This is a genomic window from Azorhizobium sp. AG788, from assembly GCF_004364705.1.
Classification (GTDB): Bacteria; Pseudomonadota; Alphaproteobacteria; order Rhizobiales; family Xanthobacteraceae; genus Azorhizobium; species Azorhizobium caulinodans.
This window is the reverse complement of sequence record NZ_SOBM01000006.1, coordinates 463,745-490,682: the sequence shown is the minus strand read 5'-3', so window position 1 is coordinate 490,682 and position 26,938 is coordinate 463,745. Positions and strand designations below refer to the sequence as shown.

At 68.3% G+C, this 26,938-nt stretch carries 23 protein-coding genes; 12 read left to right on the top strand and 11 right to left on the bottom strand.

The window, feature by feature from the left end; all coding sequences use genetic code 11:
* Positions 1–100 precede the first annotated feature (100 nt).
* Both rpoC and DFO45_RS18265 read left to right on the top strand, forming a co-directional pair.
* A complete protein-coding gene (gene rpoC, locus DFO45_RS18270) occupies positions 101–4,282 on the top strand; it encodes a DNA-directed RNA polymerase subunit beta' (protein WP_012169419.1) in 4,182 nt (1,393 codons plus the stop codon).
* 147 nt (positions 4,283–4,429) lie between these two features.
* Positions 4,430–5,542 (top strand): helix-turn-helix transcriptional regulator, encoded by a 1,113-nt coding sequence (locus tag DFO45_RS18265; RefSeq protein WP_133865982.1) that lies wholly within the window; start codon positions 4,430–4,432, stop codon positions 5,540–5,542.
* Between the two features lie 25 nt (positions 5,543–5,567).
* Here DFO45_RS18265 and fae read toward each other — a convergent pair whose 3' ends face one another.
* Complete coding sequence (fae, locus tag DFO45_RS18260) at positions 5,568–6,071, bottom strand: formaldehyde-activating enzyme (protein ID WP_043878893.1); 504 nt, start codon at positions 6,069–6,071, stop codon at positions 5,568–5,570.
* 180 nt (positions 6,072–6,251) lie between these two features.
* Positions 6,252–7,649, bottom strand: a complete 1,398-nt coding sequence (locus tag DFO45_RS18255) for a glycoside hydrolase family 2 TIM barrel-domain containing protein (protein WP_245518165.1) — start codon at positions 7,647–7,649, stop codon at positions 6,252–6,254.
* A gap of 201 nt (positions 7,650–7,850) precedes the next feature.
* Between DFO45_RS18255 and DFO45_RS18250 the strand changes: the two genes are divergently transcribed.
* The 6 genes from DFO45_RS18250 to DFO45_RS18225 all read left to right on the top strand — a co-directional run bounded on the left by DFO45_RS18250 (position 7,851) and on the right by DFO45_RS18225 (position 15,298).
* A complete protein-coding gene (locus DFO45_RS18250) occupies positions 7,851–8,756 on the top strand; it encodes a metallophosphoesterase (RefSeq protein WP_133865980.1) in 906 nt (301 codons plus the stop codon).
* 170 nt (positions 8,757–8,926) lie between these two features.
* Positions 8,927–9,463 carry a Spy/CpxP family protein refolding chaperone gene (locus DFO45_RS18245; RefSeq protein WP_133865979.1) on the top strand — a complete coding sequence of 179 codons (537 nt, stop codon included), beginning with the start codon at positions 8,927–8,929 and terminating at the stop codon, positions 9,461–9,463.
* Between the two features lie 189 nt (positions 9,464–9,652).
* Positions 9,653–10,894 carry an MFS transporter gene (locus DFO45_RS18240; protein WP_012169425.1) on the top strand — a complete coding sequence of 414 codons (1,242 nt, stop codon included), beginning with the start codon at positions 9,653–9,655 and terminating at the stop codon, positions 10,892–10,894.
* Positions 10,895–11,033: 139 nt separating this feature from the next.
* Positions 11,034–11,501 carry a hypothetical protein gene (locus tag DFO45_RS18235; protein WP_012169426.1) on the top strand — a complete coding sequence of 156 codons (468 nt, stop codon included), beginning with the start codon at positions 11,034–11,036 and terminating at the stop codon, positions 11,499–11,501.
* A 72-nt stretch (positions 11,502–11,573) separates the two neighbouring features.
* Entirely contained in the window at positions 11,574–13,505 is a 1,932-nt protein-coding gene (locus DFO45_RS18230; protein ID WP_133865978.1) for a glycoside hydrolase family 99-like domain-containing protein, read from the top strand.
* Positions 13,506–13,603: 98 nt separating this feature from the next.
* Positions 13,604–15,298: a formate--tetrahydrofolate ligase gene (locus tag DFO45_RS18225; RefSeq protein ID WP_043878896.1), complete on the top strand. Its 1,695-nt coding sequence runs from the start codon at positions 13,604–13,606 to the stop codon at positions 15,296–15,298.
* Between the two features lie 88 nt (positions 15,299–15,386).
* On the opposite strand, the gene DFO45_RS18220 is transcribed toward DFO45_RS18225, so the two are convergent.
* Complete coding sequence (locus DFO45_RS18220) at positions 15,387–15,785, bottom strand: DUF971 domain-containing protein (RefSeq protein ID WP_133865977.1); 399 nt, start codon at positions 15,783–15,785, stop codon at positions 15,387–15,389.
* Positions 15,786–15,934: 149 nt separating this feature from the next.
* Between DFO45_RS18220 and moaA the strand changes: the two genes are divergently transcribed.
* Positions 15,935–16,987, top strand: coding sequence for a GTP 3',8-cyclase MoaA (moaA, locus tag DFO45_RS18215; RefSeq protein ID WP_208299826.1), 1,053 nt, complete (start codon positions 15,935–15,937; stop codon positions 16,985–16,987).
* 200 nt (positions 16,988–17,187) lie between these two features.
* On the top strand, positions 17,188–18,150 hold the full coding sequence (locus DFO45_RS18210; RefSeq protein WP_081433899.1) for a DMT family transporter: 963 nt from the start codon (positions 17,188–17,190) through the stop codon (positions 18,148–18,150).
* 7 nt (positions 18,151–18,157) lie between these two features.
* Here DFO45_RS18210 and DFO45_RS18205 read toward each other — a convergent pair whose 3' ends face one another.
* The 6 genes from DFO45_RS18205 to DFO45_RS18180 form a co-directional block, all read right to left on the bottom strand.
* Positions 18,158–18,367 carry a hypothetical protein gene (locus DFO45_RS18205; RefSeq protein WP_133865976.1) on the bottom strand — a complete coding sequence of 70 codons (210 nt, stop codon included), beginning with the start codon at positions 18,365–18,367 and terminating at the stop codon, positions 18,158–18,160.
* 88 nt (positions 18,368–18,455) lie between these two features.
* Complete coding sequence (locus DFO45_RS18200) at positions 18,456–19,346, bottom strand: S49 family peptidase (protein WP_012169433.1); 891 nt, start codon at positions 19,344–19,346, stop codon at positions 18,456–18,458.
* 67 nt (positions 19,347–19,413) lie between these two features.
* A complete protein-coding gene (locus DFO45_RS18195; protein WP_245518164.1) occupies positions 19,414–20,628 on the bottom strand; it encodes a serine protease in 1,215 nt (404 codons plus the stop codon).
* 22 nt (positions 20,629–20,650) lie between these two features.
* A complete protein-coding gene (locus tag DFO45_RS18190; protein ID WP_012169435.1) occupies positions 20,651–21,001 on the bottom strand; it encodes a hypothetical protein in 351 nt (116 codons plus the stop codon).
* A 114-nt stretch (positions 21,002–21,115) separates the two neighbouring features.
* Positions 21,116–21,883, bottom strand: a complete 768-nt coding sequence (locus DFO45_RS18185) for a methyltransferase (protein ID WP_208299825.1) — start codon at positions 21,881–21,883, stop codon at positions 21,116–21,118.
* Positions 21,876–22,103: a DUF2007 domain-containing protein gene (locus tag DFO45_RS18180; protein WP_012169437.1), complete on the bottom strand. Its 228-nt coding sequence runs from the start codon at positions 22,101–22,103 to the stop codon at positions 21,876–21,878. The genes DFO45_RS18185 and DFO45_RS18180 overlap by 8 nt, the downstream gene beginning before the upstream one ends.
* Before the next feature lie 133 nt (positions 22,104–22,236).
* On the opposite strand from DFO45_RS18180, the gene DFO45_RS18175 reads away from it, so the two are divergent.
* Both DFO45_RS18175 and DFO45_RS18170 read left to right on the top strand, forming a co-directional pair.
* Positions 22,237–23,244, top strand: coding sequence for a polyprenyl synthetase family protein (locus tag DFO45_RS18175; protein WP_133865973.1), 1,008 nt, complete (start codon positions 22,237–22,239; stop codon positions 23,242–23,244).
* Between the two features lie 710 nt (positions 23,245–23,954).
* Positions 23,955–25,553, top strand: coding sequence for a HAMP domain-containing methyl-accepting chemotaxis protein (locus DFO45_RS18170; RefSeq protein ID WP_166657173.1), 1,599 nt, complete (start codon positions 23,955–23,957; stop codon positions 25,551–25,553).
* A 45-nt stretch (positions 25,554–25,598) separates the two neighbouring features.
* Here DFO45_RS18170 and DFO45_RS18165 read toward each other — a convergent pair whose 3' ends face one another.
* Positions 25,599–25,919 carry a YnfA family protein gene (locus tag DFO45_RS18165; protein ID WP_133865971.1) on the bottom strand — a complete coding sequence of 107 codons (321 nt, stop codon included), beginning with the start codon at positions 25,917–25,919 and terminating at the stop codon, positions 25,599–25,601.
* Between the two features lie 8 nt (positions 25,920–25,927).
* Positions 25,928–26,797 carry a 4-(cytidine 5'-diphospho)-2-C-methyl-D-erythritol kinase gene (locus DFO45_RS18160; RefSeq protein ID WP_133865970.1) on the bottom strand — a complete coding sequence of 290 codons (870 nt, stop codon included), beginning with the start codon at positions 26,795–26,797 and terminating at the stop codon, positions 25,928–25,930.
* Positions 26,798–26,938: the final 141 nt, after the last annotated feature.

Genomic DNA, 26,938 nt, shown 5'->3' with positions numbered 1-26,938 from the left:
GGCGCGGGGTGATCCCGCGCCTTTGCCGGTGAACATTGGACTTTTCGGCCGAGGCCCCCAGGCGGCAGGGGGCTGACCGGCCGAGCCGAAGGAGACGGCGATGAATCAAGAGGTGATGAATCTCTTCAATCCGACCACTCCGGCGCCCACGTTCGATCAGATCAAGATCTCGATCGCGAGCCCGGAGAAGATTTCGTCGTGGTCATACGGCGAGATCAAGAAGCCGGAGACCATCAACTACCGCACGTTCAAGCCCGAGCGTGACGGTCTCTTCTGTGCGCGTATCTTCGGCCCCATCAAGGACTACGAGTGCTTGTGCGGCAAGTACAAGCGCATGAAGTACAAGGGCATCATCTGCGAGAAGTGCGGCGTCGAAGTCACGCTGTCGCGCGTGCGCCGCGAGCGCATGGGCCACATCGAGCTCGCGGCCCCCGTCGCGCACATCTGGTTCCTGAAGTCCCTGCCGAGCCGCATCGGCCTGCTGCTCGACATGACGCTCAAGGACCTCGAGCGTATCCTGTACTTCGAGTATTTCGTGGTCACGGAGCCGGGCCTCACCCCGCTGAAGTACCGCCAGCTGCTCTCCGAGGACGACTATCTGCGCGCCCAGGACGAGTATGGCGAGGACAGCTTCACGGCGATGATCGGCGCCGAGGCCATCCGCGAGCTGCTGCGCTCCATGGACCTCGAGAAGCTCGCCGCGGACATCCGCGTCGAGATCGCCAACTCGACCACCGAGCTGAAGCCCAAGAAGCTCGCCAAGCGTCTCAAGATCGTCGAGGCGTTCCAGGCCTCCGGCAACAAGCCGGAGTGGATGATCCTCACCCACGTTCCGGTCATCCCGCCGGACCTGCGCCCGCTCGTCCCGCTGGACGGCGGCCGGTTCGCGACGTCCGACCTGAACGACCTGTACCGCCGCGTCATCAACCGTAATAACCGCCTGAAGCGCCTCATCGAGCTGCGGGCGCCGGACATCATCATCCGCAACGAGAAGCGCATGCTTCAGGAGGCGGTGGATGCGCTGTTCGACAACGGCCGCCGCGGCCGCGTCATCACGGGCGCCAACAAGCGCCCGCTGAAGTCGCTCGCCGACATGCTGAAGGGCAAGCAGGGCCGGTTCCGCCAGAACCTGCTCGGCAAGCGCGTGGACTATTCCGGCCGCTCGGTCATCGTGGTGGGTCCGGAGCTGAAGCTCCACCAGTGCGGCCTGCCGAAGAAGATGGCGCTGGAGCTGTTCAAGCCCTTCATCTACGCCCGCCTCGACGCCAAGGGTCACTCCGCGACCGTGAAGCAGGCGAAGAAGCTGGTGGAGAAGGAGCGTCCGGAGGTTTGGGATATCCTCGACGAGGTGATCCGCGAACATCCGGTGATGCTGAACCGCGCCCCGACGCTGCACCGCCTCGGCATCCAGGCGTTCGAGCCGGTCCTTATCGAGGGCAAGGCCATCCAGCTGCACCCGCTCGTCTGCTCCGCCTTCAACGCGGACTTCGACGGCGACCAGATGGCCGTGCACGTTCCGCTCTCGCTGGAAGCCCAGCTGGAAGCGCGCGTGCTCATGATGTCCACGAACAACATCCTGCACCCCGCGAACGGCGCGCCGATCATCGTGCCGTCGCAGGATATCGTGCTGGGCCTCTACTATCTCTCGCTCATGCGTGAGAAGGAGCCCGGCGAGGGCATGATGTTCGCCGACATGGGCGAGATCGACCACGCCATCGCGGCGAAGGCCATTACGCTCCACACCAAGATCCGCGGGCGCTACATCGGCGTGGATGCGGACGGCAAGCGCTACTCGAAGATCTATGAGACCACTCCCGGTCGCATGAAGATCGGCGAGCTGCTGCCCAAGCACCACAAGGTTCCCTTCGACGTCGTCAACAAGCTGATGACGAAGAAGGAAATCTCCAACATGATCGATACGGTCTACCGCCACTGCGGGCAGAAGGAGAGCGTGATCTTCTGCGACCGTCTGATGTCGCTCGGCTTCTACAATGCGTTCCGCGCCGGCATTTCCTTCGGCAAGGACGACATGGTCGTCCCGGCGAAGAAGTGGCAGCTCGTCGAGGAGACCCGCACCCTCACGAAGGAATACGAGCAGCAGTACAACGACGGCCTGATCACCCAGGGCGAGAAGTACAACAAGGTCGTCGATGCGTGGGGCAAGTGCACCGATCGCATCGCCGACGAGATGATGAAGGAGATCTCGGCGGTCAAGAAGGATCCCGAGACCGGCCGCGAGAAGCAGATTAACTCGATCTACATGATGTCCCACTCGGGGGCGCGTGGTTCGCCGGCCCAGATGAAGCAGCTGGCCGGCATGCGCGGCCTCATGGCGAAGCCCTCCGGCGAGATCATCGAGAGCCCGATCATCTCGAACTTCAAGGAAGGCCTGACCGTGATGGAGTACTTCAACTCCACCCACGGTGCCCGTAAGGGTCTCGCCGACACCGCGCTGAAGACGGCGAACTCCGGTTACCTCACCCGTCGTCTCGTCGACGTGGCGCAGGACTCCATTATCAACGAGCGCGACTGCGGCTCGAATAATGGCATCCACATGCGCGCCATCATCGACTCGGGGCAGGTGGTGGCTTCGCTCGCCTCGCGTGTTCTCGGCCGCACGGCCGTGGAAGACGTGGTCGAGCCGGCGACCGGCGACATCATCGTGCCGAAGGGGACGATGATCGAGGAGCACCACATCGAGCGGATCAACAAGTCCGGCATCCAGGAGATCAAGATCCGGTCGGTGCTGACCTGCGAGACCCGCAACGGCGTGTGCGGCACCTGCTACGGGCGCGACCTCGCCCGTGGCACGCCCGTCAACATGGGCGAAGCGGTCGGCGTCATCGCGGCGCAGTCCATTGGCGAGCCGGGCACCCAGCTCACCATGCGTACCTTCCACATCGGCGGCGCCGCGCAGCTCGCGGATAGCTCCTTCGTGGAGACCAACTTCGAGGGCACCGTCCGCGTCCGCAACCGCAACGTGGCGCGGAACTCGGAAGGCGACCTCGTGGTCATGGCGCGCAACCTCGCCATCGTGGTCGTGGACCATGACGGCACCGAGCGTGCGGTGCACCGCATCCAGTATGGCTCGCGTCTGAAGGTGGACGAGGGCGATACGGTCAAGCGCGGCCAGCGCATCGCGGAGTGGGACCCCTACACCCGCCCGATCCTCACCGAAGTGGACGGCACCGTCGGCTTCGAGGACCTGGTGGAAGGCCAGTCCATGAGCGAGGCGGTCGACGAGGCGACCGGCATCGCCAAGCGCGTCGTCACCGACAGCCGCAGCGTCCGCGGCGCCGACCTGCGTCCGGCCATCGTGCTGAAGGGCAAGGACGGCAAGGTCTCGAAGCTCCCGCGTGGCGGCGATGCCCGCTACACGCTGCCCGTGGAGGCCATCATCTCGGTGGATCCCGGCCAGACCATCAAGGCGGGTGACGTCGTCGCCCGCGTGCCGATGGAGAGCGCCAAGACCCGCGACATCACGGGCGGTCTGCCGCGCGTGGCGGAGCTGTTCGAGGCCCGCCGTCCGAAGGATGCCGCGATCATCGCGGAAATCTCCGGCACGGTGCGCTTCGGCCGCGACTACAAGAACAAGCGCCGGCTCACCATCGAGCCGACGGAAGGTGGTGATGCGGTCGAGTACCTGATCCCCAAGGGCAAGCACATCCATCTGCAGGACGGCGACGTCGTGGAGAAGGGCGACTTCCTGGTGGACGGCAACCCGGCCCCGCACGACATCCTGGCGATCAAGGGCGTGGAAGAGCTCGCGGCCTTCCTCGTGAACGAAATCCAGGAGGTCTACCGGCTTCAGGGCGTGAACATCAACGACAAGCACATCGAAGTGATTGTCCGGAACATGCTCCAGAAGGTGGAACTGGACGACGCCGGGGACACCGAGTTCCTCGACGGCGAGCAGGTGGACCGCATCGAGCTGGCGGAAGCCAACGAGCGGATGAAGGAGCAGGGTCTCAAGCCCGCGACCGGTCATCCCGTTCTGCTCGGCATCACCAAGGCGAGCCTTCAGACGCGGTCGTTCTTCTCGGCGGCCTCGTTCCAGGAGACCACCCGCGTCCTCACCGAGGCGGCGGTCAACGGCAAGGTCGATCCGCTCGACGGTCTCAAGGAGAACGTCATCGTGGGCCGCCTGATCCCGGCCGGCACCGGCGCGCAGATGAACAAGCTGCGTGTCACCGCCAACTCCCGCGACGACCTCATTCTCGCCACCCGTGGCGAGAGCGAGGAGCCCTCGATGGTGGAAGGCTCGGCCGACGCCGCCGAGTGATCCCGTCGCAAGACCTCTGAAACGACAGGCCGCCCCCCAGGGCGGCCTGTTTTTTTTAGGCCGGGTTTCCGCCGCCGCTTGGGATTTTCCGCGCGTGCTTCCATAGTGACGTGCGGGCTCGCTGGGCGGCCCGCCGCACTGGGGGCAATGCCGGTGGTGATGCTGCGCGAGGAAGCTGTCGCGCTTGTAGGGCGGATCTACGAGGCGGCGGCAATTCCCGAATTCTGGCCGGGGGTGCTCGGGTCGATTTCCCGCAGCATCGACGGGGTCGGCGCGTGCCTGTTCACGCCCGACGGCCGCTGGATTGCCTCCGAGGCCTTCGCGGAGGAGGTGGACCTCTTCATTTCGCGGGGCTGGCTGGAGCGCGACACTTTCAACGCACGGCTGGAAGCGAGCGGGCGCGGCGGCTTCGTCTGCGACCTCGACCTGTTTCGCCGCGAGGAGATCGACCGCGAGCCGGTCTATGCGGACTGGCTCCACCCGCGTGGCCTCGGCTGGGGCGCGTCCTCGCTGATGCGACTGCCGCACGAGCGCACCGTCTTCATCAATGTGGAGCGCCGCCGGGGCCGGGGGCCGGTGGAGACGCCCTTCGTCCGGCACCTCAACCAGCTTCACCCGCACATTGCGCGGGCGGCGATGATTTCCTCGCACCTTGCGCTGGAGCGCACGCAGGCGGCCTCCAGTGCCTTGCAGATGGTCGGGGTGCCCGCGGCGCTGCTGCGGCCGGGCGGACGGGTGGAGCATGCCAATGGCCTCTTCCTCCAGCTCCAGCCTCAGCCGGTGCGGGAGTGCAGCGCCGAGCTGGTGCTTGCCAACGCGCGGGCGCAGGCGGAGCTGGCGCTGACGCTGGCTGAGATCGAGGGCGGCCATGGGCTCGGCCGCGCCATCGCCTTGCCCGCGCAGGGCGAGCGCGGGGCTTATGTGCTGCACGTCATGCCGGTAAGGGGCGCCGCGCGGGATGTGTTCTCCGCCTGCACGGCCATGGTTCTGGCCACGCCCGTGGTGGCGCGGCCGGTGCTGCCCGCGGACCTGCTCGTTTCGCTCTTCGATCTCACGCCCGCCGAGGCGCGCGTCGCGCACAAGATCGCCGCCGGCGCGACCGTGGAAACCATCGCGGAGACGCTGGGCGTGTCACGCGAGACGGTGCGCTCGCAACTGAAGGCGGCGCTGGCGAAGGTGGGCCTCACCCGGCAGGCGGAACTGGTGGGGCTGCTCGCCTCCATCCCCGCCGGCCATCCCCGCATGGGGGATACGCAGTAGGGCGCGGCCCGCAGCCGACCCCGTTTCAGAGTTCGAAGGGCGGCAGGCTCTTCGCCTTTTCCAGCACCTCGGCGACGGTGGGCTGGCCGGCGACCGCGCGGGCCAGCGCCAGCTTGGTGGCGGCATAGTTGAAGGCCTGGATGCGCGCGTCGTCCTGCGCCTGCCAATGGATGAAGACGCCGACGGCGATGAAGAGGTCGTCCGCCTCCTCCTGCGGGATGATGCCTTCGGCCACCGAATCCACCACAGCCCGCGCCACCGCATACTGGGCGGGGCCGAACATCTGGGCGGCCTGACGGGCGCCCTTCAGCACCACCTTGTTGAACAGGACGGTGTTGGGCTTGGCCAGCACGTTCGGCTCCAGCACCGCGAGCAGGGTGGTGAAGCCATCCTTGTTGTTGGTAAGCGCCGTTACGAAGGCGGTCTCCGCCGACGAGCCGCGCGGGCCGATCACGAGGTCGATATGGGCGACCTCATTGCCGTCGCCCACCATGGCTTCGCCGGCCATCATCTTATGGATCTTCGGCATTCCGCCGGCACTCCGCCACGCATGCACCCAACCGGTCGCGCGCAAGCGCGCGGCATCGGGGCCACCCCAGTCCCGAGGGACCTGTTCATCACTCAGGCTGTAGCGGGATTCCCGCCGCAGATTAAGAGCCGTTCGCGGGATGACGCTCTGGTCCGAACAGCTTCGGCAAAGGCCTTGCTCTCAGCGGATCTCGAAGGGGAGGTTTCCGGTGGCGGCGGCACCGCGTCCGTCGCGCACGGTGACGAAGAGGCGGTAGCGGCCGGGCTCGAGCCCATAGACCTTCACTCCCGTCGGCGAGGCGTCGTGGATCGCTTCCTTGAAGGTCGCCGGCACCGGCTCCGCATCGCCGCCGACTCCCCGCACCGGCGTCTCTCCCATCACCTGCCATTCCACCTTCAGCGGATCGCCGTCGGGATCGGTTGCCGCGAGGGTGGCGCTGATGCCGGTGCGCGCCTCCGCGCTCGCCGGCCCCTGAAGCTTCAGCGAGAAGATGCGGGGGGCCCGGTTGGCGGCATCGGGCATGGCGCCGCCGAAGTCCTGCGCCATCACCTGCACGGTCTCGGTATATTCGCCGGTGGGCAGGAAGAGGCTGTGCCAGGTGGGGGTCACTTCCTGCTTCTGGCCCCAGTAGAAGGGCAGGGCGCCCACCTTCTGGGCCTTCAGCGCCGTCAGATAGCGCTGCATCCGGTCGGCCTTCTCGGTGCTGGTGGGCTCGATGGGCGCCCCCCACGGTGTCTTGGGCGCCTCCCACTGGCCGAGGGCGCCCATCTCCGTCACCACGATGGGGCCGGTCCAGCCTTGTGCGCGGGCGCGGGGAATGATGGTCAGGAGGCTGTCGCCATAGGCATTGATGCCGAGCACGTCCACGGAGGGAGCCGCGCGCTTCAGCGCCGCGACCTTCTCGCCGCCGGTATCGGCCACCACGGACATCACCGGATGGTCCGGGTCCAGCACCTTCACGAGCTTGGCCGCCTGCTCGATGGCGGGCCAGACGGCCTCCGCCTGTGCCGGCGAGAGCTCGGTCTCCACCTCATTGCCGATGCCCCACATGAGCAGGGCCGGATGGGTGCGATAGCGCTCCACCATCTTCTGGAGGTTGGCGAGCTGCGCCTCCACGGCGGTGCGATTGGCGTAATCGAAGCCCCGGCGCGGATGCTCCATCCAGAAGCCGACGATGACCTTGAGGCCGGCCCGCTGGGCGGCGTCGAGAATCTCGCCCGGCTCCTCGCCATAAGTGCGGATCACGTTCGCGCCCGTGCCCTTGAGCAGGCCGAGCCGGCTCTGGCCCGAGGAGCCGTTCGGCACGAAGGGCTTGCCGTCCAGGAGAATGTCAGTGCCGCGCACGCTGACGCCGGTGGCGCCCGCGTCCGTCACGGCGCCGAGCAGCGGCAGGGCGGCCAGAACGGCGATCCCTGCCAGACGGGCGATGCGACGGGACAGAGCGGGGCCGGAGGCGGAACACGCACGAGGGGCGAGGGCGAACGAAGACAATGCGTCGGGCTCCTGAGGACCGAGGCCGGGCAGGCTCTGGGCGGCGGCGGTGCTCCATGGATGGGGCAGGCCGCCGTGTGGGGTCAAGCGGTCATTCCATCCCATGTGACGTAGGGGCAGATGGCCGGCTGCGGCGGAGTGTCTCCGCCAATCGGGGCTGCAATGGGTCCGGATCGCGACCTGCGGCGTTGCAGGCCATGAGCCCGGACGGACCGCCCCGGCAGATTGCGTTTCAATCTGTCCGGTCCGTGCTCTAAAGAGGCTGCGCCGTCAGAAGGATCCCGCCGCATGTTCGTTCTTGCCCATCTGTCCGATCCGCACCTCGGCCCCATTCCGGAGGCGCGGCTCTCGGAACTGCTCGGCAAGCGCTTCTTCGGCATGATGAACTGGATCGGCGCGCGGCGGCGCAATTTCGGGGCGTCCACGCTGGCGCCGCTGATGGCGGATCTGGCCGCGCAGGCGCCCGACCATATCGCCGTCACGGGCGATCTGGTGAACGTGAGCCTGCCGGCGGAATTCGACACCGGCGCCACCTTCCTCGCCTCGCTTGGCACCCCGGACAAGGTGAGCGTGATCCCGGGCAATCACGATGCCTATGTCCGCTCCGCCATGACCTATCATCTGGAGCGCTGGGCGCCGTTTCTTGCCGGCGACGAAACCCATCCCGGCACGCCTGTCGACACCGAGGCCTTCCCCTATGTGCGGCGGCGCGGCCCCATCGCCATCGTCGGCGTCTCGACCGCCATTCCCACCGCCGTTTTCCTCGCCAGCGGCAAGGCCGGCAAGGCGCAACTGGAACGGCTGCGTGCCCTTCTGCGCCAGTTGAAGGCGGAGGGGCTGTTTCGCGTCGTTCTCATTCATCACCCGCCGGTGGGCGAGCGCCACTCCCATCGTGACCTGCGCGATGCGCCGGCGGTGCGCGCTGCCCTCACCGAGGCGGGCGCGGAGCTGGTCTTGCACGGGCACGATCACCGGGCCTCGCTCGGCCATATCGAGGGTGTCGCCCCGCCGATCCCGGTGGTGGGCGTTCCCTCCGCCTCGGCGGGTCCGGAGGATGGACGGGGTGCGGGACGCTACAACCTGTATCGCATCTCCGGCGGCCCCGGCGCCTGGGTCTGCGACATGGAAAGCAGGGGCTATGCGAAGGGCGAAACAGATGTTGCCCTCCGGGATCAGCGCCGCCTGATCGGCTGAAATGATCGTGTTTCAGAAACCGCGCAAACCCTACCAATATTTCCTAAATTTAATGTTCCTGAATATGTATTAATCGCCTCGTCTGGGTTATACTGAACATTACGGAAGTTTAAGTTGAGGCCCGCAAAGGTCTCGGGCATCGTTGGAACATCCTTGAAGGAGGACGTTCCATGAAGAAGACGATTATCGCTGCCACCGCCGCCGCTCTCATTGCCGGCACGGCCGCGAGCTTCGCCGCCAGCTCCACCGCCCAGTCTCCGGCCCCGGCGCCCGCCACTGCGGCGCAGCCGGCCGAGAAGGCCGAGCGCTGGCACCCGACCCCGGCCGATCAGGCGGCGCTGACCGATGCGCGGATCGCGGCGCTGAAGGCAGGGCTGAAGCTCACGCCGGATCAGGAGAAGCTCTGGCCGACCCTTGAGACGACGCTTCGCGACGTGGCGAAGGACCGTCAGGCCCGCATGGCCGAGTGGCGCAAGCAGCGCGAAAGCGGCCAGAAGCCCGACGAGATCGCCCGCCTGCGCTTCGCCGCCTCCGCCATGAGCGCCCGCGCCGCCGATCTGCAGAAGATCGCCGACGCCGCCGACCCGCTCTACAAGACGCTGGACGAGGGCCAGAAGCACCGTCTGCAGATCCTGCTCCGGCAGGACATGCCGCACGGTCCGAAGGGCGAGCATCGCGGTCCGGAGCGGGGCCCGCAGCGCGGCTGATGCCAAGGCGCCGCAGGCGCCGCCCACGTCCTCTCCGACGCATCCGGTCGCGCCCCGTCTACGGACGGGGCGCGATTGCGTTCATGAGCGCCCGTCATGTCCGGCTTGATTATTATTGATTATTCACGGCCTGCCGCTGGGGTATAAGGGGCGATCCGCCGCCCTTCGCGGCCCCAGCCGGACATTGCGATGCCTGAGACAGCCCCCCAACCCGTCCGCACTCTGGTTCCTGCGGGCCTTGTGGTCGCGGCCGGCTGTCTCATCGCCATGCTGACCTTCGGGCCGCGCTCCGCCGCCGGCTTCTTCCTCCTGCCCATGTCCAAGGACTATGGCTGGGGCCGCGACGTGTTCGGCCTCGCCATCGCCATCCAGAACCTTCTCTGGGGTGTGGGCTCGCCCTTCGCCGGGGCGATTGCCGACCGCTTCGGCACGGTCCGCGTGCTGTGCGGCGGTGCCGTGCTCTATGCGGCGGGCCTCGTGCTCATGGCCTATGCGAGCACGCCCGCCCTGCTGCATCTGAGCGCCGGCGTGCTCGTTGGCTTCGGCCTGTCCGCCTGTTCCTTCAATCTGGTGCTTGCGGCCTTCGGCAAGCTGTTGCCCGAGCGCTGGCGCTCCATGGGCTTCGGCGCGGGCACCGCCGCCGGCTCCTTCGGCCAGTTCCTGTTCCCCCCGCTCGCCGCCGGCCTCATCTCCTCCGTGGGCTGGCAGGAGACGCTCATCGTCTTCGGCGGGGTCATGCTGCTGGTGATGCCGCTCTCGCTGGCGCTGGCCACCCGCGGCAACGCCGCCTCGGCCCCGCGTGCCACAGACCTGCCGGGGCAGACCATCGCCGGGGCACTCGGCGAGGCTTTCCGCCATCCCAGCTATATCATGCTGGTGCTTGGTTTCTTCACCTGCGGGTTCCAGCTCGCGTTCGTCACCGTGCACATGCCGGCCTTCCTCGTGGACAAGGGCATCAGCCCGGCGGTGGGCGCGACCACGCTGGCGCTGATCGGCCTGTTCAACATGATGGGCTCGCTGGCGGCCGGCGCCCTCTCCACGCGCTTCTCCCGCAAGTGGCTGCTGGCCTGGATCTACTTCGCCCGCGGCGTCGCCATCGCCGTCTTCGTGCTGCTGCCGATCACCCCACTCTCCTGCATGCTGTTCGGCGCCGCCATCGGCGTGCTCTGGCTCTCCACCGTGCCGCCGACGTCCGGGCTCGTGATGCTGATGTTCGGCACGCGTTACATGGCGATGCTCTACGGCTTCGCCTTCTTCTCCCACCAGGTGGGCGGCTTCCTCGGCGTGTGGCTGGGCGGCGCCATCTATGAGGCGACGGGCTCTTATTCCATCGTCTGGTGGCTCTCGGTGGCCCTGTCCTTCGCTTCCGCCGTCATCAACCTGCCCATCAAGGAGCGGCCGGTGAACCGCTCGCTGATTCGCGCGGCCTGAGGTTGCGTTCGGGGCACAGGGCGGCGGGAAACGCCGCTCTGCGCCGGGCCAGGGTACGGTGCGGGGGAACGGCCGCTTGACAGCTTCCCCCGTGTGCGGTGCATCGTTCTGTTAACCATCGGCGATTTAAAACAGGGCCATGCGCAGCATCCTTCTCGCCGCCGCCGCATTCGTCTTCGCAGGTGCGGGTACGGCATCGGCACAGAGCCTTTCTCCGGAGCAGGCCAAGGCCTTCGTGGTCGGCCGCAGCTTCGCATTCACCTGCTTCGAGGGCACGACCGGGGCTGGCCGGGTGTTTCCCGATGGGTCGGTGGCCGGCACGCTCACCCTCCGCTCGCAGGGCATCGCGCGCTATGTGCGCCTGCCGCCCAACACGCTGCGCGTGCGCGGCGAGAATGTCTGCGGCTTCGTCGAAGGCATGACCTTCGAGCCGTGCTTCACCGTCGTGAAGACCAGCGAGACCACCTTCCGGGGGACGCTCGCCGGCGTCGATACCATGTGGTGCGAGTTCGTGCGCGAAGGCGCCGAGCGGCCGCGCGTCGCCTCCCGCCGCAAGCCCAAGCCGGACACCTCCAGCGCCGTGACGCTGGAAAGCTCCGCGGAGTAACCTCGCACCGCAGCGGGCTTGTCATCCCGCCGCCGATCCGGCAAGGACGGGCTGGACAGTCCGACGGGTGCCATGGCCTTACGAGATTTCATCCGGCGCCTGCGATACGGCGCCAGCGATGCCTGTTTCGCGCTCTTTCCCTTTGTCGTCGAGCACAAGCGCGAAGCCGCTGCCGCCAAGGAGATGCGCCGCCGCGCCGCGGGCAAGCGCGATCCCGCCTGGCGCCCGCCGGCCCCCCCGGTCGTTCCGCCCAAGGCCGATGGCCTGAGGATCGTCGCTTTCTACCGCGACCTGCCGCCCGACACCGCCGCCCGCATCGAAGCGGCGCGTCCGCAGTTCGTCCGCCATGTCCAGCCGGTTCTGCCGCTTCTTCCCCTGTCGGCCTCGGTCGAGGAGGAGGTGGCGCTCGCCACGGCCCATGGCATCGATACCTTCTGCTTCTGGCTGCGTCCCGACGGGGAACTCCCCGCGGCGCTCCGGGCGATCCTTGCCACACCGGACCTGGCCATCGGCATCGCGATCTTCTTCGAGGGGCCGCTGCCGGCCGTGCGGGCCGATGTGCTCGATGCCCTCGCCGACCCGCGCGCGCTCCGGATTGACGGCCGCCCGATGCTGGGCGCTTCCGGCGGGGGTGTCGACCAGTGGCAGGCGGCGGCTGCCGCGCGGCTCGGTGGACCGCTGTTTCTGGTGGAGCCCTTTGCCACGAACGCGGATCTCAGCGCCGGCTTCTCCGCTGCCGTGCAAATCCCGCCGCGCGATCTGGCCCCGCTTCCGACGCCCCGCCGCATCGAGAGCGTATCGCGGGCCTTCGCCGGCCCGGTGGACGAATTCATGTTCGTCGCGGACCTCGCCCAGCATCGGGCGCGGCAGGCGACGGTGCCGCTCTTTCCCGGCATCTGCGCTGGGCATGACAGCACGCCCGGGCAAGGCGCTAAGGCCCGCATCATGGTCTCGCCCGACCTTGGTGACGATTATGCCCGGTGGCTGACCGAGGTGCTCGCCATCGCCCGGGCCCGGCCGGTGGCCGGCGCCAGCCTGGTGTTCATCAATGCCTGGAACGACTGGCTGAATGGATCGCATCTCCTGCCAGATGCGCGCTATGGCCATGCGCTGCTGCGCGCCACCGCGAGCACGTGCGCGCCCTATGCCGGCGCTATCGGCGCGCGCCGTCCGGCGGCGGCCCCCGTCACGCCGCGCCCCGTGCGGACCGGCTCACTGGCGAGCGTGGTCCATGGCTATTACGAGGATCTGCTGCCGGGCCTGATTGCCGGGCTCGATCCCGCCCATCTCTTCGTCACCACGCCGCCCGAGAAGGCCGAGGCGGTGCGTGCGGTGCTGGCCCGCGTGGCCCCCACTGCCCGGCTGCGGGTGGTGGAAAACCGGGGGCGGGACGTGCGCCCCTTCCTCAGCCTGCTGCCGGAACTGGAGGCCGAGGGCTACGATCTCGTGTTGAAGGTTCACACCAAGCGCAGCCCGCATCAGGGCAAGGAGGGCAGCGACTGGTTGGAGCGCCTTTCCGGGCCGCTGCTGAACCTCGCACGCTCCGAGCGGCTGGCGCCGGTGTTCGAGGCCCATCCGCAGATGGGCCTGCTGGGTGCGGCGGGCCATGTGCTGGACGGCGCGCTTTATGCGGGCAGCGCAGGGAATGCGGCCTGGATGCGGCGCCTTGCGGCAGAGCTGGGCACCGGAGCGCCGCTCACCTCGCCTTATGTGGCCGGCACCATGTTCGTCGCCCGGCTGGGGATCTTCGCCCCGCTTCGGGGGGCGTCGGAACTGCTGGACCTCTTCGATACGGACATGGGCCTCAAGGATGGCACGCTGGCCCATGCCTTCGAACGCTTCTTCGGTGTGCTGGCTGCGGAGGCCGGCCTGAGCGTGGGCGAGGTGGCGGCGGACGGGCACGTCGAGCCCGTGGCCGAGGTGGTGAATGGCAGCTATGCCTTCGCCCGCTCAACCACCGAAGAGGAGCTTGACCGCTTGCGGCGTCTAGGCGCGGCGCGCTAGAGGCTGAAGGCGCACTTCAACCGGTCCAGTGTCCCGCCTCCGGGCGGCGCGCGCCCATGACCGAGCCCTCTGTCCGTTTCCGCCATCGAGGACCCCGCATGCACACGACGGCCCGCCATATCGATCCCATGAGCGATGCCGCCATCGCAGCGACCGTGACGCCCGAGCCCATCGAGGCGGTGGGCGCGCGGCTCGGCATCCCGGCGGACGCGCTCTATCGCTACGGGCCGCACAAGGCGAAGCTGTCGCTCGATTTCATCCGCGAGATCGAGGACCGCCCCACGGGCAAGCTCATCCTCGTCACGGCCATCAGCCCCACGCCGGCGGGCGAGGGCAAGACCACCACCACCATCGGCCTCGGTGACGCGCTCAACCGCATCGGCGCCAAGACCGCCGTGTGCCTGCGCGAGCCCTCGCTCGGCCCCTGCTTCGGTGCCAAGGGCGGTGCCACCGGCGGCGGACGGGCGCAGATCGTGCCCATGCAGGACATCAACCTGCACTTCACCGGCGACCTGCACGCCATCGGCGCGGCGCACAACCTGCTCTCCGCGCTCATCGACAACCACATCTACTGGGGCAACGCCCTCGACATCGACACCCGCCGCATCGCCTGGAAGCGGGTGGTGGACCTCAACGACCGTGCGCTCCGCTCCATCGTGGTGGGCCTTGGCGGCCCCGCGAACGGCTTCCCGCGCGAGGACGGGTTCGACATCACGGTGGCGAGCGAGGTGATGGCCATCTTCTGCCTCGCCAAGTCGCTGGAGGAGCTGGAGGACCGGCTCTCGCAGATGGTGGTGGCGCAGACCCGCGCCAAGGGCATTGTCCGGGCCGAGGCGCTGAAGGGCATCGGCTCCATGGTGGCGCTGCTGCGCGATGCCTTCCAGCCGAACCTCGTGCAGACCATGGAGCACACGCCGGCCTTCGTGCACGGTGGCCCCTTCGCCAACATCGCCCACGGCTGCAATTCGGTGATCGCCACCCGCAGCGCCCTGCGCCTGGCGGACTATGTGGTGACGGAAGCCGGCTTCGGTGCCGATCTGGGCGCCGAGAAGTTCCTCGACATCAAGTGCCGGCAGGCCGGTCTTGCCCCGGCGGCGTCCGTGGTGGTCGCGACCGTCCGGGCACTGAAGATGCACGGCGGCGTCGGCCTCAAGGATCTGGTGAAGGAGGATGCCGGTGCGGTGGTCCTCGGTGCTGCGAACCTGCGCCGGCACGTGGAGAACATGCAGAAGTTCGGCATCCCCGTCGTGGTGGCGCTGAACCGCTTCCTCTCCGACACGCCGGCCGAAGTGGATGCCGTACGCGGCGTGCTCGCGGACCTCGGCGTGAACGTGCATGTGTGCAGCCACTGGGCCGAGGGCGGCGCGGGCGCCGAGGCGCTGGCCGAAGAGGTGAAGATGCTGGCGGCGCGGCCGAGCCAGTTCCGCACCCTCTATCCCGATGCGATGCCGCTGGCCGGAAAGATCGAGACCATCGCCCGCGAGATTTACCGTGCCGGCGACGTGGCCCTGAGCCCGGACGCCGCCCGCCGCCTCACGGAACTGGAGGCCGCCGGCTTCGGCGATCTGCCAGTGTGCATGGCCAAGACCCAATACAGCTTCTCCGCCGATCCCAAGCTGCGCAACGCGCCGACCGGTCACACGATCCCGGTCCGCGAGGTGCGCCTGTCGGCCGGAGCTGGCTTCGTGGTGGCGCTCACCGGCGATGTCATGACCATGCCGGGCCTGCCGTCTGTTCCCGCGGCCGAGCACATCTTCGTGGACGCGGACGGGGTGATCGGCGGCCTCTCCTGAGGGGCTTGCCCTCAGTCGTTGCTCCCGATCTCGCCCGCGAGCCTCAACGGGAAACCCTCCCGCTTAGGGGGGAGGGCTTTGCCGCCCCTCAGTCCCGGGAGAGGCCCTGTTCTTCCAGCGCCTTCAGATAGGCGCCGAAGCGTTCTTCCTGCTCTTCACCCATGGTGCGCAGGACCGGCCAGGCATAGATGCCGGTGGAGTGGCCGTCGTCGAACACCGGCCGGATGGCGTAGGTGCCTACCGGGTGAAGCTCCTTGATCTTCACGCCCCGCTTGCCCGGCACGGTCACTTTCTGGTGTGGCGCGTGGCCCTGGACCTCGGCGGAGGGGCTCTCCACCCGCAGATATTCGGCCGCCAGCGTGAAGCGGGCGCCGTCCTCGAAGGTCACGGTGAGGGCGCTCTTGTCGGGCGAAAGCCGGATTTCGCTGGGCCAGGTCGAGGCTTCTGCGGCGGTTCCAGCGGTTTCGGGCGAAGGCGTATCGGTCATGCATGAACTCCGTGCCGGCAGGTTGCCCGTTCGCCGGGTCATTGCAACCGCCGGCCTACCAAACGGCACCTTGCATACGATATAAGGGAGATGCCCGAGCCGGCGCCAGACCGGCCGGCAGGGAGCTGTCAGGGTGTGAGGAGGCAGGCGTGGCGTTTGTGACCCGCGATCTTGGCGATCGCAGCGGCGGTTCCGCAACGGCCCTTGGTCCGCTGGTGGACACCTTCGGCCGTGCCGTGAGCTATCTGCGTGTCTCGGTGACGGACCGGTGCGATTTCCGCTGTGTCTATTGCATGTCCGAGCACATGACCTTCCTGCCGAAGCCCGACCTGCTGACGCTGGAGGAACTCGATCGCCTGTGCTCCGCATTTGTCGTCCGTGGCGTGCGCAAGCTGCGCCTCACCGGCGGCGAGCCCCTGGTGCGGCGCGACGTGATGACCCTGTTCCGCTCGCTCTCCCGCCATCTCGAGACCGGGCGGCTCGAAGAACTCACCCTCACCACCAACGGCTCGCAGCTCGCCCGCTTCGCCGGTGATCTCGCCGCCTGCGGCGTGAAGCGCATCAACGTCTCCATCGATACGCTGGACCCGGACAAGTTCCGCGCCATCACCCGCTGGGGTGATCTCGCCAAGGTGCTGGAGGGCGTGAAGGCGGCCCAGCGCGCGGGCATCCATGTGAAGCTCAATGCGGTGGCGCTGAAGGACGTCAACGAGCATGAAATCCCGAGCCTCATGGAATGGGCGCACGGGGAGGGGCACGATCTGTCGCTCATCGAGGTGATGCCGCTCGGCGAGGTGGGCGCGGAGCGGGTGGACCAATATCTACCGCTCTCCAAGGTGCGCGAGGATCTCGCGGCCCGCTACACCCTCACCGACATCGACTACCGCACCGGCGGCCCCGCCCGCTATGTCTCGGTGAAGGAGACCGGCGGCCGGCTCGGCTTCATCACGCCGATGACCCACAATTTCTGCGAGGGCTGCAACCGCGTGCGCGTCACCTGCACGGGCACGCTCTATATGTGCCTCGGCCAAGACGATGCGGCCGACCTGCGCGCTCCGCTCCGGGCGAGCGCCGATGACGGCGTGCTCCAGGCGGCGATCGATGCGGCCATCTTCCGCAAGCCCAAGGGCCATGACTTCGTCATTGACCGCCAGACCCGCCAGCCGGCGGTCTCCCGCCACATGAGTACCACCGGCGGTTAGGAACCGTTCTGGATTGGGGCGAAGGGGAGGCGGCGCCATGCGGCGGGCGCCGGGCTTGCCTCCGAGCCCGGTGAAATGCGCAACGGCGACCTCACGTCAAATAAGCTAATCGTTTCGTAGAGGAAATTGCCCCGGAACGAGGGTGTCGTGAGTGCGTCGGCGTATCGGCTTGCGGATGAGCCCTGTTTCGGGTGTGCCCCATGAACCCCGCGTCTGCCATGCGCGGGATCGTGGCGATGATCGCCGCGATGGGCTGCTTCATCACCAACGACACCCTGCTCAAGATCGCGGTGGTGGACTTCCCGGTCGGTGAAGTCATTGCCATCCGCTCGATCTTCGCAGCGGCGCTCCTGACGGCGCTCATCGCCTGGAAGGGCGAACTGCGTTTCGCCCGCCATCTGGCGGACCGCCGCATCTTCGTGCGCTCCGGCCTCGACGCGGTGACGACCTTCTCTTATGTGATCGGCCTCACGGTTCTCCCGCTCGCCTCCGCCACCACCATCTACATGGCCGCCCCGCTCATCACGACGGCGCTCTGCGTGCCGCTGCTGGGCGAGAAGGTGGGGCTGAAGCGCTGGTGCGCCATTATCGTGGGCTTCAGCGGCGCCGTCATCGTGACGCGACCGGAGCCGTCCGCTTTCGATGCCATGGCCATCCTGCCGCTGATCGCCGCGCTGTGCGGCTCGCTGCGCGACATCCTCACCCGCAACATCAACGCGGTGGTGCCCGGTGCGGTGATCGCCCTGGCGAGCGCGGTCATGCTGGGCTTCGTCGGCCTGTCCTTCTCCGGCTGGGAAGTCTGGTCGGCCCCCACGGTGAAGATGCTGGCGCTGGTGTGTGGGGCCGGAACGGCCTTCGCCGTCGGCAACCTGCTGCTGATCTATGCCTTCCGCAATGCGCCGGTGGTGGTCATCTCGCCGCTGCGCTACGTGCTGGTGCCCGCCGCCCTTGCGGTCGGCATTGTCGTGTTCGGCAATTATCCGGACATCTGGGCCAGTGTCGGCGCCATTCTGGTGGTCGCGGCCGGTCTCTATTCCATCCAGAGCGAAGCTCGCCGCAACAAGGCCGAGCGCCGGGTGGCGGCGGCGCAGGCGGCGGTGGCCCCCATGTCGGGCGGCGCGCCCCTCGCGGGTGCGGTCGCCCGCGCGCCCGCCAACGACTGAGCGCGGCTCAGGACGCCTTCTGACCTTCGGACGTGCTCCGGGGGCGGTAGGTTCCGGTCGCCGGATCGCGCTCCAGCGGCGTCGGCTCGGGCTCGGCCGCACCGGCCTCCTTCTGTTTCTCTAGGATGTCGTTCACCCGCCGGTTTTCGGTGGCGATGAACTTGGTCAGCGCGGCCGCTCCGATGGCGCCGAGCGCGGCCAGAAGAAATGGCGGCACGTTCCGTCTCCCTCGCGATGTCCCCGCAACGGGGACGCCTCATCCTAACGCATTCCGCCGGTCCGCGTCCGTTGCTGGCCCCTGCGGCTCAAAGTCCGTAGCGCGCCCAGAGCGCCCGCTCTTCGGCCACATCCGCAAGGCCCTGCGCGAAGCCGGCACCGATCCCGCCGTCGAGACCGATCTGCGCGCCGATGCCGTTGGCCCGGCGGGTGAACCAGTTGCCGGACGGGGCGATGAGCGGCGTGCGCACATCGGTGCCGAAACGCTCCCGCAGCACGCTGCGCAGATCTCCCAGTCCGTCGATAAGGCCCATGGGGAGCGCCTGTGCGCCCACCCAGAACTCGCCGGAGAAGAGATCGTCCTCCTCGCCTTTCAGCAGCGCCCCGCGCCGGCTGCGCACGAGATCGCGGAAGGAGGCATGGACCTCCCGCTGGATGGCGAGCAGGCGGTCCACATCCTCTGCCCGCTCGGGCTGGAAGGGGTCGAGCATCACCTTGCGGGTCCCGGCGGTGTGGACGCGCCGCTCCACGCCGATGCGCGAAAGCATGTCGTTGAAGCCGAAGCCCGCCGAGACGACGCCGATGGAACCGACGATGGAAGAGGGATCGGCATAGATCTCGTCCGCCGCGCAGGCGAGCATGTAGCCGCCGGAGGCCGCCACATCCTCCACGAAGGCGAAGACGCGCTTGTTCTTCTCCTCGGCCAGCGCCCGGATGCGCTTGAAGATGAGGTTCGACTGCACGGGCGAACCGCCCGGCGAATTGATGACGAGGGCCACCGCCGGTGCCCGCTTCACCGCGAAGGCCCGGTCCAGCAGGCGCGCTGTGGCGGCGAGCGTGAGGCTCTGGCGGAAGGGCGAGTTCATGCCGATGGCGCCTGAGAGGCGCACCACCGGCACCAGGGTGAGATCCCGCCGCCAGCTCTGCGGCAGGAGGTCCGTGAAACGCCGCTTTGCGGCTGCGATCAGATCATCCGACATAAAGGGAAGGTAGTGACTGCCCCCCGCCGAGGGAAGACGGGCGGGGCGGGGAAGCAGCGGACCGGCCCTATTCGCACTCGATGCGGACCGTGAAGCCCTTGGCCACGTCGGCGACGGCCGCCGGTTCCAGCGTCGCGTCCTTCAGCTTCGCCTTGCTCTCGATGCCATTGGTGTCGAGGAAGTTCTGGGCGATGGAGCTCTTGATGGCGAAATTGACGTTCTGCGGCACATCCTTGATGGCCGAGGCGACCCCCAGGGCATCGAGCTTGGAGACGACGACGCCGACGATATTGCCCTTCTGGTCGATCACCGGCCCGCCGCTATTGCCGGGCTGCACCGGCGCGGAAATCTGGACCATGCGGGTGTCGTCGGCGAGGCCGGCCGTGGCCGTCACATTCCCGATGGTGAAATTGCCGTTGCTGGCGAGAAGGCCGGAGAGCGGAAAGCCATAGACGGACACGCCGTCTCCCACCCGCACGCGGGTGTTGAGGGCCGGCACATCCTTCGGCGTGAGATCGGCCTTGAGCAGAGCGAGATCATTGTTGGGATCGCGGGCCACCACCTGTGCGGGCACGGCCACCTCGCCCACCGGCGTCACGGTCACCTTCTTGCAGCCGTTCACCACATGATTGTTGGTGAGCAGATGGCCGCGTTCCGAGACGAAGAAGCCGGTGCCGGAACTCTTGCCGCCTTCCGATTGCGGCCCCTCGCCCCGCGCCTTGGTGCGGGCGCCGTCACCAGCCTTCGGCTCGGTGCGCAGGCTCGCGATGACGCTCTTCTGGCAGTCCACCAGCGCATCGATGGCTGCCATGGAGCCGGAAAGGGAGAGCTGGGCGATGATCTTGCGGTCATAGACCACATCGAGCGCGCCGGCCCGCGCGATGTCGATGACGAAGCCGGTGACGAGATCCTGCGCCAGCAGGCCCATCTCCTTGTCCAGTTCCACGCCGGTGAAGCGGCCCCGCCAGCGGCCCTCGCCGCGGGCCAGCAGTTGCAGTTCGTAGCGATTGCCGGCGGTGAGCGAGCGCCACTTCGGGTTCGAGAGGGCGAAGAAGGCCTTGTTGCTGCCGCCGCCGAATCCCATCCAGACCGTGGTGCGGTCCTCGTAGGTGGCGGTGGCCATGCAGCCCCCCATGCCGGTGCTGAGGCCGATGGTCCAGCCGCGCGTCCTGCCGATCACCTCGTCCATGGAGAGGGCGGGTTCCGCGCGCGCGGCCTTCGGCAGACCCGCGAGCAGGGACACGAGCGCAAGGGCTCCGGCGACGCGGCTCAGCACTTTCACGACGGCCCCCGGCAGCATGCGGTCAAGGCTTATCGGCGACGGGCACCGATCCGGCGGCGGCCGGGCCGCCCGCGAACGGGTCCTGGTTCGTGTTCGCCACGTTGGTTACCGGGCCCTGCTGGCTCGCGGTCTTCGAGGAGGTGCTCTTGGACGCGGCGGTCTTGGGCTTCTTCGGGGGCGCGGCGGGCGGCCGGGCCGCCTGGGCCTGGCTCATGGCGCCGAGCACGGCCGCACCCACCAGCGCGCCGGCGGCGATTCCGAGCACCGTGCGGCCGGAGCCGGCATGGGCTGTCCTGTGTGCGAGAGGCGAAACGCCGAGCGCGACCCCGAGACCGCAGACGGCCACCCATTTGAAAACGCCAGCCCTGAACATGATGCACGCCTCCCAAAACCCGGCGCAGACGAAGACGAATGCTGCGGATCATAAAAGGCATCGCCGCCTGACGTAAGGGCGTTTGTTAACCATGCGACCGGGATGCGCACCTGCTCAGGGGATAAGGCCGGCCTCTCCCCGCAGCACCGCATCGGCGGTGACGGTCGTGCGCCCGTCGGCCTCGGCGAGGATGAGGCCGGGGCGGATGGCGGGGGGCGTGCGGCGGCCTTTCACGGCCCGCACGAGCAGCCGCACCGCCGGTGCGTCGGCGCGGGCATGGACGGGCAGCAGCTCCGCCGCGCCGAAGCGCCCGGCGAGGGCGTCGAGCAGCGTGGCAAGATCGGCCGGTCGCAGGATGAGGCCGACCTGCCCGCCCGGCTTCAGGCAGCGATAGGCGGCGAGCACCCAGTCCATCAGGGTGTCGCCATCCGCCATATGGGCGGTGGCGCGGCGGGCGTGGGGAGAGGTCTGGTGGGCGGCCCGCGCATTGAACGGCGGGTTGGCGATCACGAGATCGGCGGCCTGCGCGGCGGGCTCGGCCGGCCCCGCCGGCTTGCCCAGCGTCCGCACATCGGCCTCCACGATCGCGCAGCGGTCCGACATGCCGTTGCCAGCCGCATTCTGCCGGGCGAGGGCCGCCGTCGCGGGATCGAGTTCCACGAGATGCGCGCTCGCCTCGGGAAGGCGGGCAAGCACCGCAAGGCCCGCCGTGCCGACCCCCGCGCCGAGATCGACGATGCGGCGGGCCTGCGCGGGGGCGAGGGCCGCGAGCAGCAGCGCATCATGCCCGGCGCGGTGGCCGGTCCTCGGCTGGGTCAGCATCAGCCGGCCCCCCAGCAGGGCATCCCGCGTCGTCTCGAAGGGCAGGGGGCCTTCAATCATCCCGGCGCAGGACATCCGCAAAGCCCGCCTCCGTGAGCAGGCGGCGCGTGCGGATCTCGTCCTCCTCCAGAACCAGGATGCGGCGCGGCAGCACGCCGATGGAGCCTTCCAGCGCGCTGATGTGGCTGTCGGCGACCATGTGGCCGATATCGGCGGCTTCCAGCAGCGCGGCGATGGCGGAAATCAGCACGATGTCGTTGGTGCGTACCACCTCGCGCATGCCGCCCGCCGCTCCTCGCATCACTTTCGGGGTTTTATCGTGCTTTCACGGCCCCAGCGGCACGTGGGCGCTTGCACGGACCCTAGGAGCATCCCTATGGTGCGCCCCGCTGAATGACAAGCGGGAGCAATCATTGGCCGTCGTTCTTCCGTTTGAGCCCAAGGAGCCCTCCATCGAGACGCTGGTGCGGCTGGTGAAGGGCGACATGGAGCGCGTGAATGCGCTGATCCTGTCGCGCACCGGCTCCGACGTGGCGATGATTCCCGAGGTTGCGAACCACCTGATCTCCTCGGGTGGCAAGCGCCTGCGCCCCATGCTGACCATCGCCTGCGCGGCGCTGTCGAGCTATGAGGGCGACGGCCATATCAAGCTCGCCGCCTCGGTGGAGTTCATGCACACGGCGACCCTCCTCCACGACGACGTGGTGGACGAGAGCGACATGCGCCGGGGCAAGCTCGCCGCCCGCAAGCTGTGGGGCAATGAGGCGAGCGTGCTGGTGGGCGACTTCCTGCTCGGCCAGGCCTTCAAGATGATGGTGGAAGTGGGCATTCTCGAATGCCTTGACATCCTCTCCACCGCCGCCTGCACCATCGCCGAGGGCGAGGTGATGCAGCTTGCCGCCGCCAAGAATACCGAGACCTCGGAAGACGATTATCTCGCCGTGATCCGCGGCAAGACGGCCGAACTCTTCGCCGCCGCCTGCGAGGTGGGTGCGGTGCTGAATGGCCGGCCCAAGGCGGAGCAGGCGGCCTGCCGCTCCTTCGGCATGAATCTCGGCATCGCCTTCCAGCTGGTGGACGATGCGCTCGACTATGGCGGCAGCCAGGCCAAGCTCGGCAAGAATGTCGGCGATGATTTCCGCGAGGGCAAGATCACGCTGCCCGTGCTGCTGGCCTTCCGGCGCGGCGATGCGGAGGAGCGCGCCTTCTGGAAGCGCTGCCTTGAAACGGGTGAGACCACGGACGAGAATCTCGCGCATGCGGTCGGCCTGCTGACCAAGCATCGCGCGCTGGCCGACACCATCGAGCGGGCGCGGCATTATGGCGCCATGGCCAAGGATGCCCTCGCCCTGTTCCCCGCGAGCCACGCCAAGGACGCGCTGGCCGAGGCGGTGGACTTCTGCATCTCCCGCGCCCACTGAGGTCGCCCGCGTCCGGCATCGACCGGGCGTAAATCGAATGATGGGCCGCGCCGGCCGCATTCCGGCCGGCCCTTCTTTTTGCCGGCGAGAACAACCTGAGCGACGGATCAGCCCTGCATGCTCGGCTCGGGTGCGGGTTGTCAGAGGGTGTCCGTTTGCAGGCCCCGCGCAAGCTTGCCCCAAACATATATATAAGTGACTTGGGTACCTCAGGTGCCCAGGGGCAGTGACCTGCGTTCAATCCGGGTGATGGCCGGCCGCCGACCTCATGTTCGGCGGCGACGGGACGGGGTCAGGAACAGGACAGGCGGTGGATTGCGGAAATGCCTCCGGGCATTCATCCGGCCATCCCGTTTGCCTGCAAAGCCCCGGTCTGTCTTGCGGCTGATCCCAGCACTCAGGCGGCGGTCGCCAGCCGGGCTCCTCGGGCCCGGTGCCGTTTGAGAGGCCGACGAGCGGGTTGAATTTCGTATCACGCCTCTCTGGGGGGAAGGGGCGTGTGGTCTTGATGTGGTCCAGATCCTGGACGCGATGGCGATTAAATCAAATAATATTTCATCCGGTTCCAGATCCGGGCTGCGTCGGTCGATCTTTTCACCGCGGAGCCTCCAGTGTCTTTGAAGAATGCATCCCTTATTTGGAAGGTCGCCGGCCTTCTGTTTCTCATGGGTGTCGCGAACCTCGGGGGGTTGATCTACGCGACAGGCAATATGGACCGCATCAGCGGTTCCTATTCAGACCTCATCAAGTCCCAGGACGCGGCAGCCTTCTCGCTGGCCACCGCCAACCGCTGGCTGGCGTCGTTCCTGACCCGGCTCTACCAGAGCACGCCGGTCTCCACGCCCGAGGAGACGCGGCAGATGAAGGCCTTGCGCGAAGACGCCCTGGCCGGCCTCGACAAGGCGCTGGAGGATGCCAAGCGGCAGGCTCCCGCGTTCACATCCCGCATCGACGCGGCCTCCCGCGCCATCCGCGACATCTATACGCGCACTTGCGCACCGGCGCTTGAGTTCGGCTCCGGCCAGCGGGGCCAGGCGGACATCGGCCGGGCCGTGCAGCAGATTGCGGGCGACTGCCACGTGATGCTGCGCAACGCCGCGGGTGACCTCGTGAAGCTGGCCGATGAGGCCAAGGCGAGCGCTGACCAGCGCAGCCAGGAACTGTCGGTGGCCACCACCGACCTGATCCGCCTCAGCCTCGCGGTGGTGCTGATTGCCTTCGTGGTCGTGGTCGCGATCGCCGTCGTGCTGACCCTGAAGGGGATCGTCCAGCCCATGCGCACGCTGGTCGCCGTGACGGAGCGGCTTGGCCGGGACGAACTGGATGAAGTGGTTCCGGATCGCGAGCGGCGGGACGAAATCGGCGCCGTCTCCAAGGCGCTGGAGGTCATGCGCCAGCAACTCAGCGCGGCGAGGGCGGCCCGCGCCGACCTTGCGGTGCGTGACGCCGAGGAGCGCCGCCGGCTCGACGCGCGGGCCCAGCTCTCCGAACGCTTCGTGCAGGCCATGCGGGGGCTGGCCGAGAGCTTCGGCCAGTCGTCCGGCGCCCTGTCCAGCGCGTCCCGGCGCCTCGCCGAAAGCTCCAATGCCACCTTCCAGCAGGTGCATCAGGTGGCGAGCGCAGCCGGCCAGGCCTCCGCGAACGTGCAGACCGTCGCCGCCTCCGCCGAGGAGATGGCGGCGACCGTGCGGGAGATCGCCGGCCAGGTGGACCATTCGGCAGATGTCGCGGGTGCGGCCTTCACCGAGGTGGAGGGCGCGAACCAGCGCATTCTCGGCCTCTCCGACGCCGCCAACTCCATCGGCAACGTGGTGGAACTCATCAACGGCATCGCCGCCCAGACCAACCTGCTTGCCCTCAACGCCACCATCGAGGCGGCGCGTGCGGGCGATGCCGGCAAGGGCTTCGCGGTGGTCGCCTCCGAGGTGAAGCAGCTTGCGGAGCAGACCTCCCGCGCCACCGGCGAGATCGGCACGCGTATCGCCGAGATCCAGGAGGCGACGGGCCTGACGGTGCGCTCCATGGCCCAGATCACCGAGACGATCAGCTCGGTGAAGTCCATCTCCACCGCCATCGCCGGGGCGGTCGAGCAGCAGAGCGCGGCGACCGGCGAGATTGCGAGCAACTGCCAGCAGGCGGCGAAGGGCACGACCCTCGTCACCGAGAGTGTGGCGGGCGTACGCCAGACGGCGGAAGTGACGGAGACGGTCTCCAAGACCCTGCTCTCGCTCTCGTCCGACCTCTCCACCCAGATCGACGACCTCCACCGGACGGTGCAGACCTTCGTGAACGATCTGTCGGCGGCGTAAGGACCGGACCGGGGGCGTTCCGCGCTCCCGGTCTTCCGCCCCGGCTCAGCCGCGCGGGGCGAACAGGATGACGCAGGCGCCGCCAAGGCAGATGGCGGCACCCAGCGCATCGAACCGATCGGGCCGCACGCCTTCCGCCGCCCACATCCAGCCGAGTGAGGCGAGGATATAGATGCCGCCATAGGCGGCGAAGGCGCGACCGGCGGCATCCGCTTCCACCTGCGTCAGAAGGGCGGCGAAGGCGACGAGGCTGAGGATGCCGGGCGCGAGCCAAAGCGGGTTGCCGCCCGCGCGCACCACATGCCAGAAGGCAAAGCAGCCGGCGATCTCGGCGAGCGCGGCCAGCGCAAAGAGGGGCAGGCTCATGGGCACCCCTAGCGCAGCACGGTGGGGCGGACCCACCAGCCGGGTTCCGCGGCAGCGACCCGCCGTGCCACCTGCGCGGCGGCCCGGCAGTCGTCGGTCAGCGCAAAAACCGTCGCGCCGGAGCCGGACATTCGCACCAGCCGGACCTCCGGTTCTTGGGCCAGCATCGCCTTCACGCGGGTGATCTCGGGAGCCACCGTCTCGGCGGGCGGTTCCAGATCGTTGCCGTGCAGGGCGAGGTGCCGCATCACAGCCGCGCGGCCGGTGCTCATGGGCGCCTCGTGCGGCAGACCCGCCAGATCCTCGCCGGCCCGGAGGCCCAGCGTGCGGAAGACATCGGCCGTTGGCACCGGCACGCGGCAGTTCACCAGCACGGCGAACAGCGGTGCGAGACCCAGCGGCTCGGACAGCCGCTCGCCGATGCCTTCCATGATCCGGGCCTGCGGATCGAGGCAGACGGGCACGTCGGCGCCCACCTCCCTGGCTGCGGCGTGGAGGCGCGGATCATCGAGCGCGATGTCGTTGATCTGCGCCAGCAGGCGCAAGGCGGCGGCCGCGTCGGAGGAGCCACCCCCGATTCCCGCTGCCACCGGCAGGCGCTTGGTGAGCGTGAAACGGCCGAGGCGGGCACCGGGCACATGGCGGGCGAAAGCATCGGCGGCGCGCAGGATGAGATTGTCCGCATCCGGCCCTGCGGCAGCGGCGGACGGTCCCGCAACGGCAAGGCCGAGGGGGGCGTCCGGCTCCAGCGTCACCACATCGCAAGCGCCCGCAAATGCAACGATACTCGCGAGATCGTGAAACCCATCCGGACGGCGCCGGAGGATGCGCAATGTCAGATTGACCTTTGCCGGCGCGCGCGCCACAAGCCTTTGCATGGGTTCGCTTATGGCCCGGTCCGCGGCATGCGGCAAGCACGCCGTCCCCGTCCCTTGGCGTGGCCTTGCTTGCGAGGCGTCAGGAAAGCGGCCATCCTCCCGCCATCGCGCGCGGTTTGGCTGTCTGGTGCGCTCCTTCTT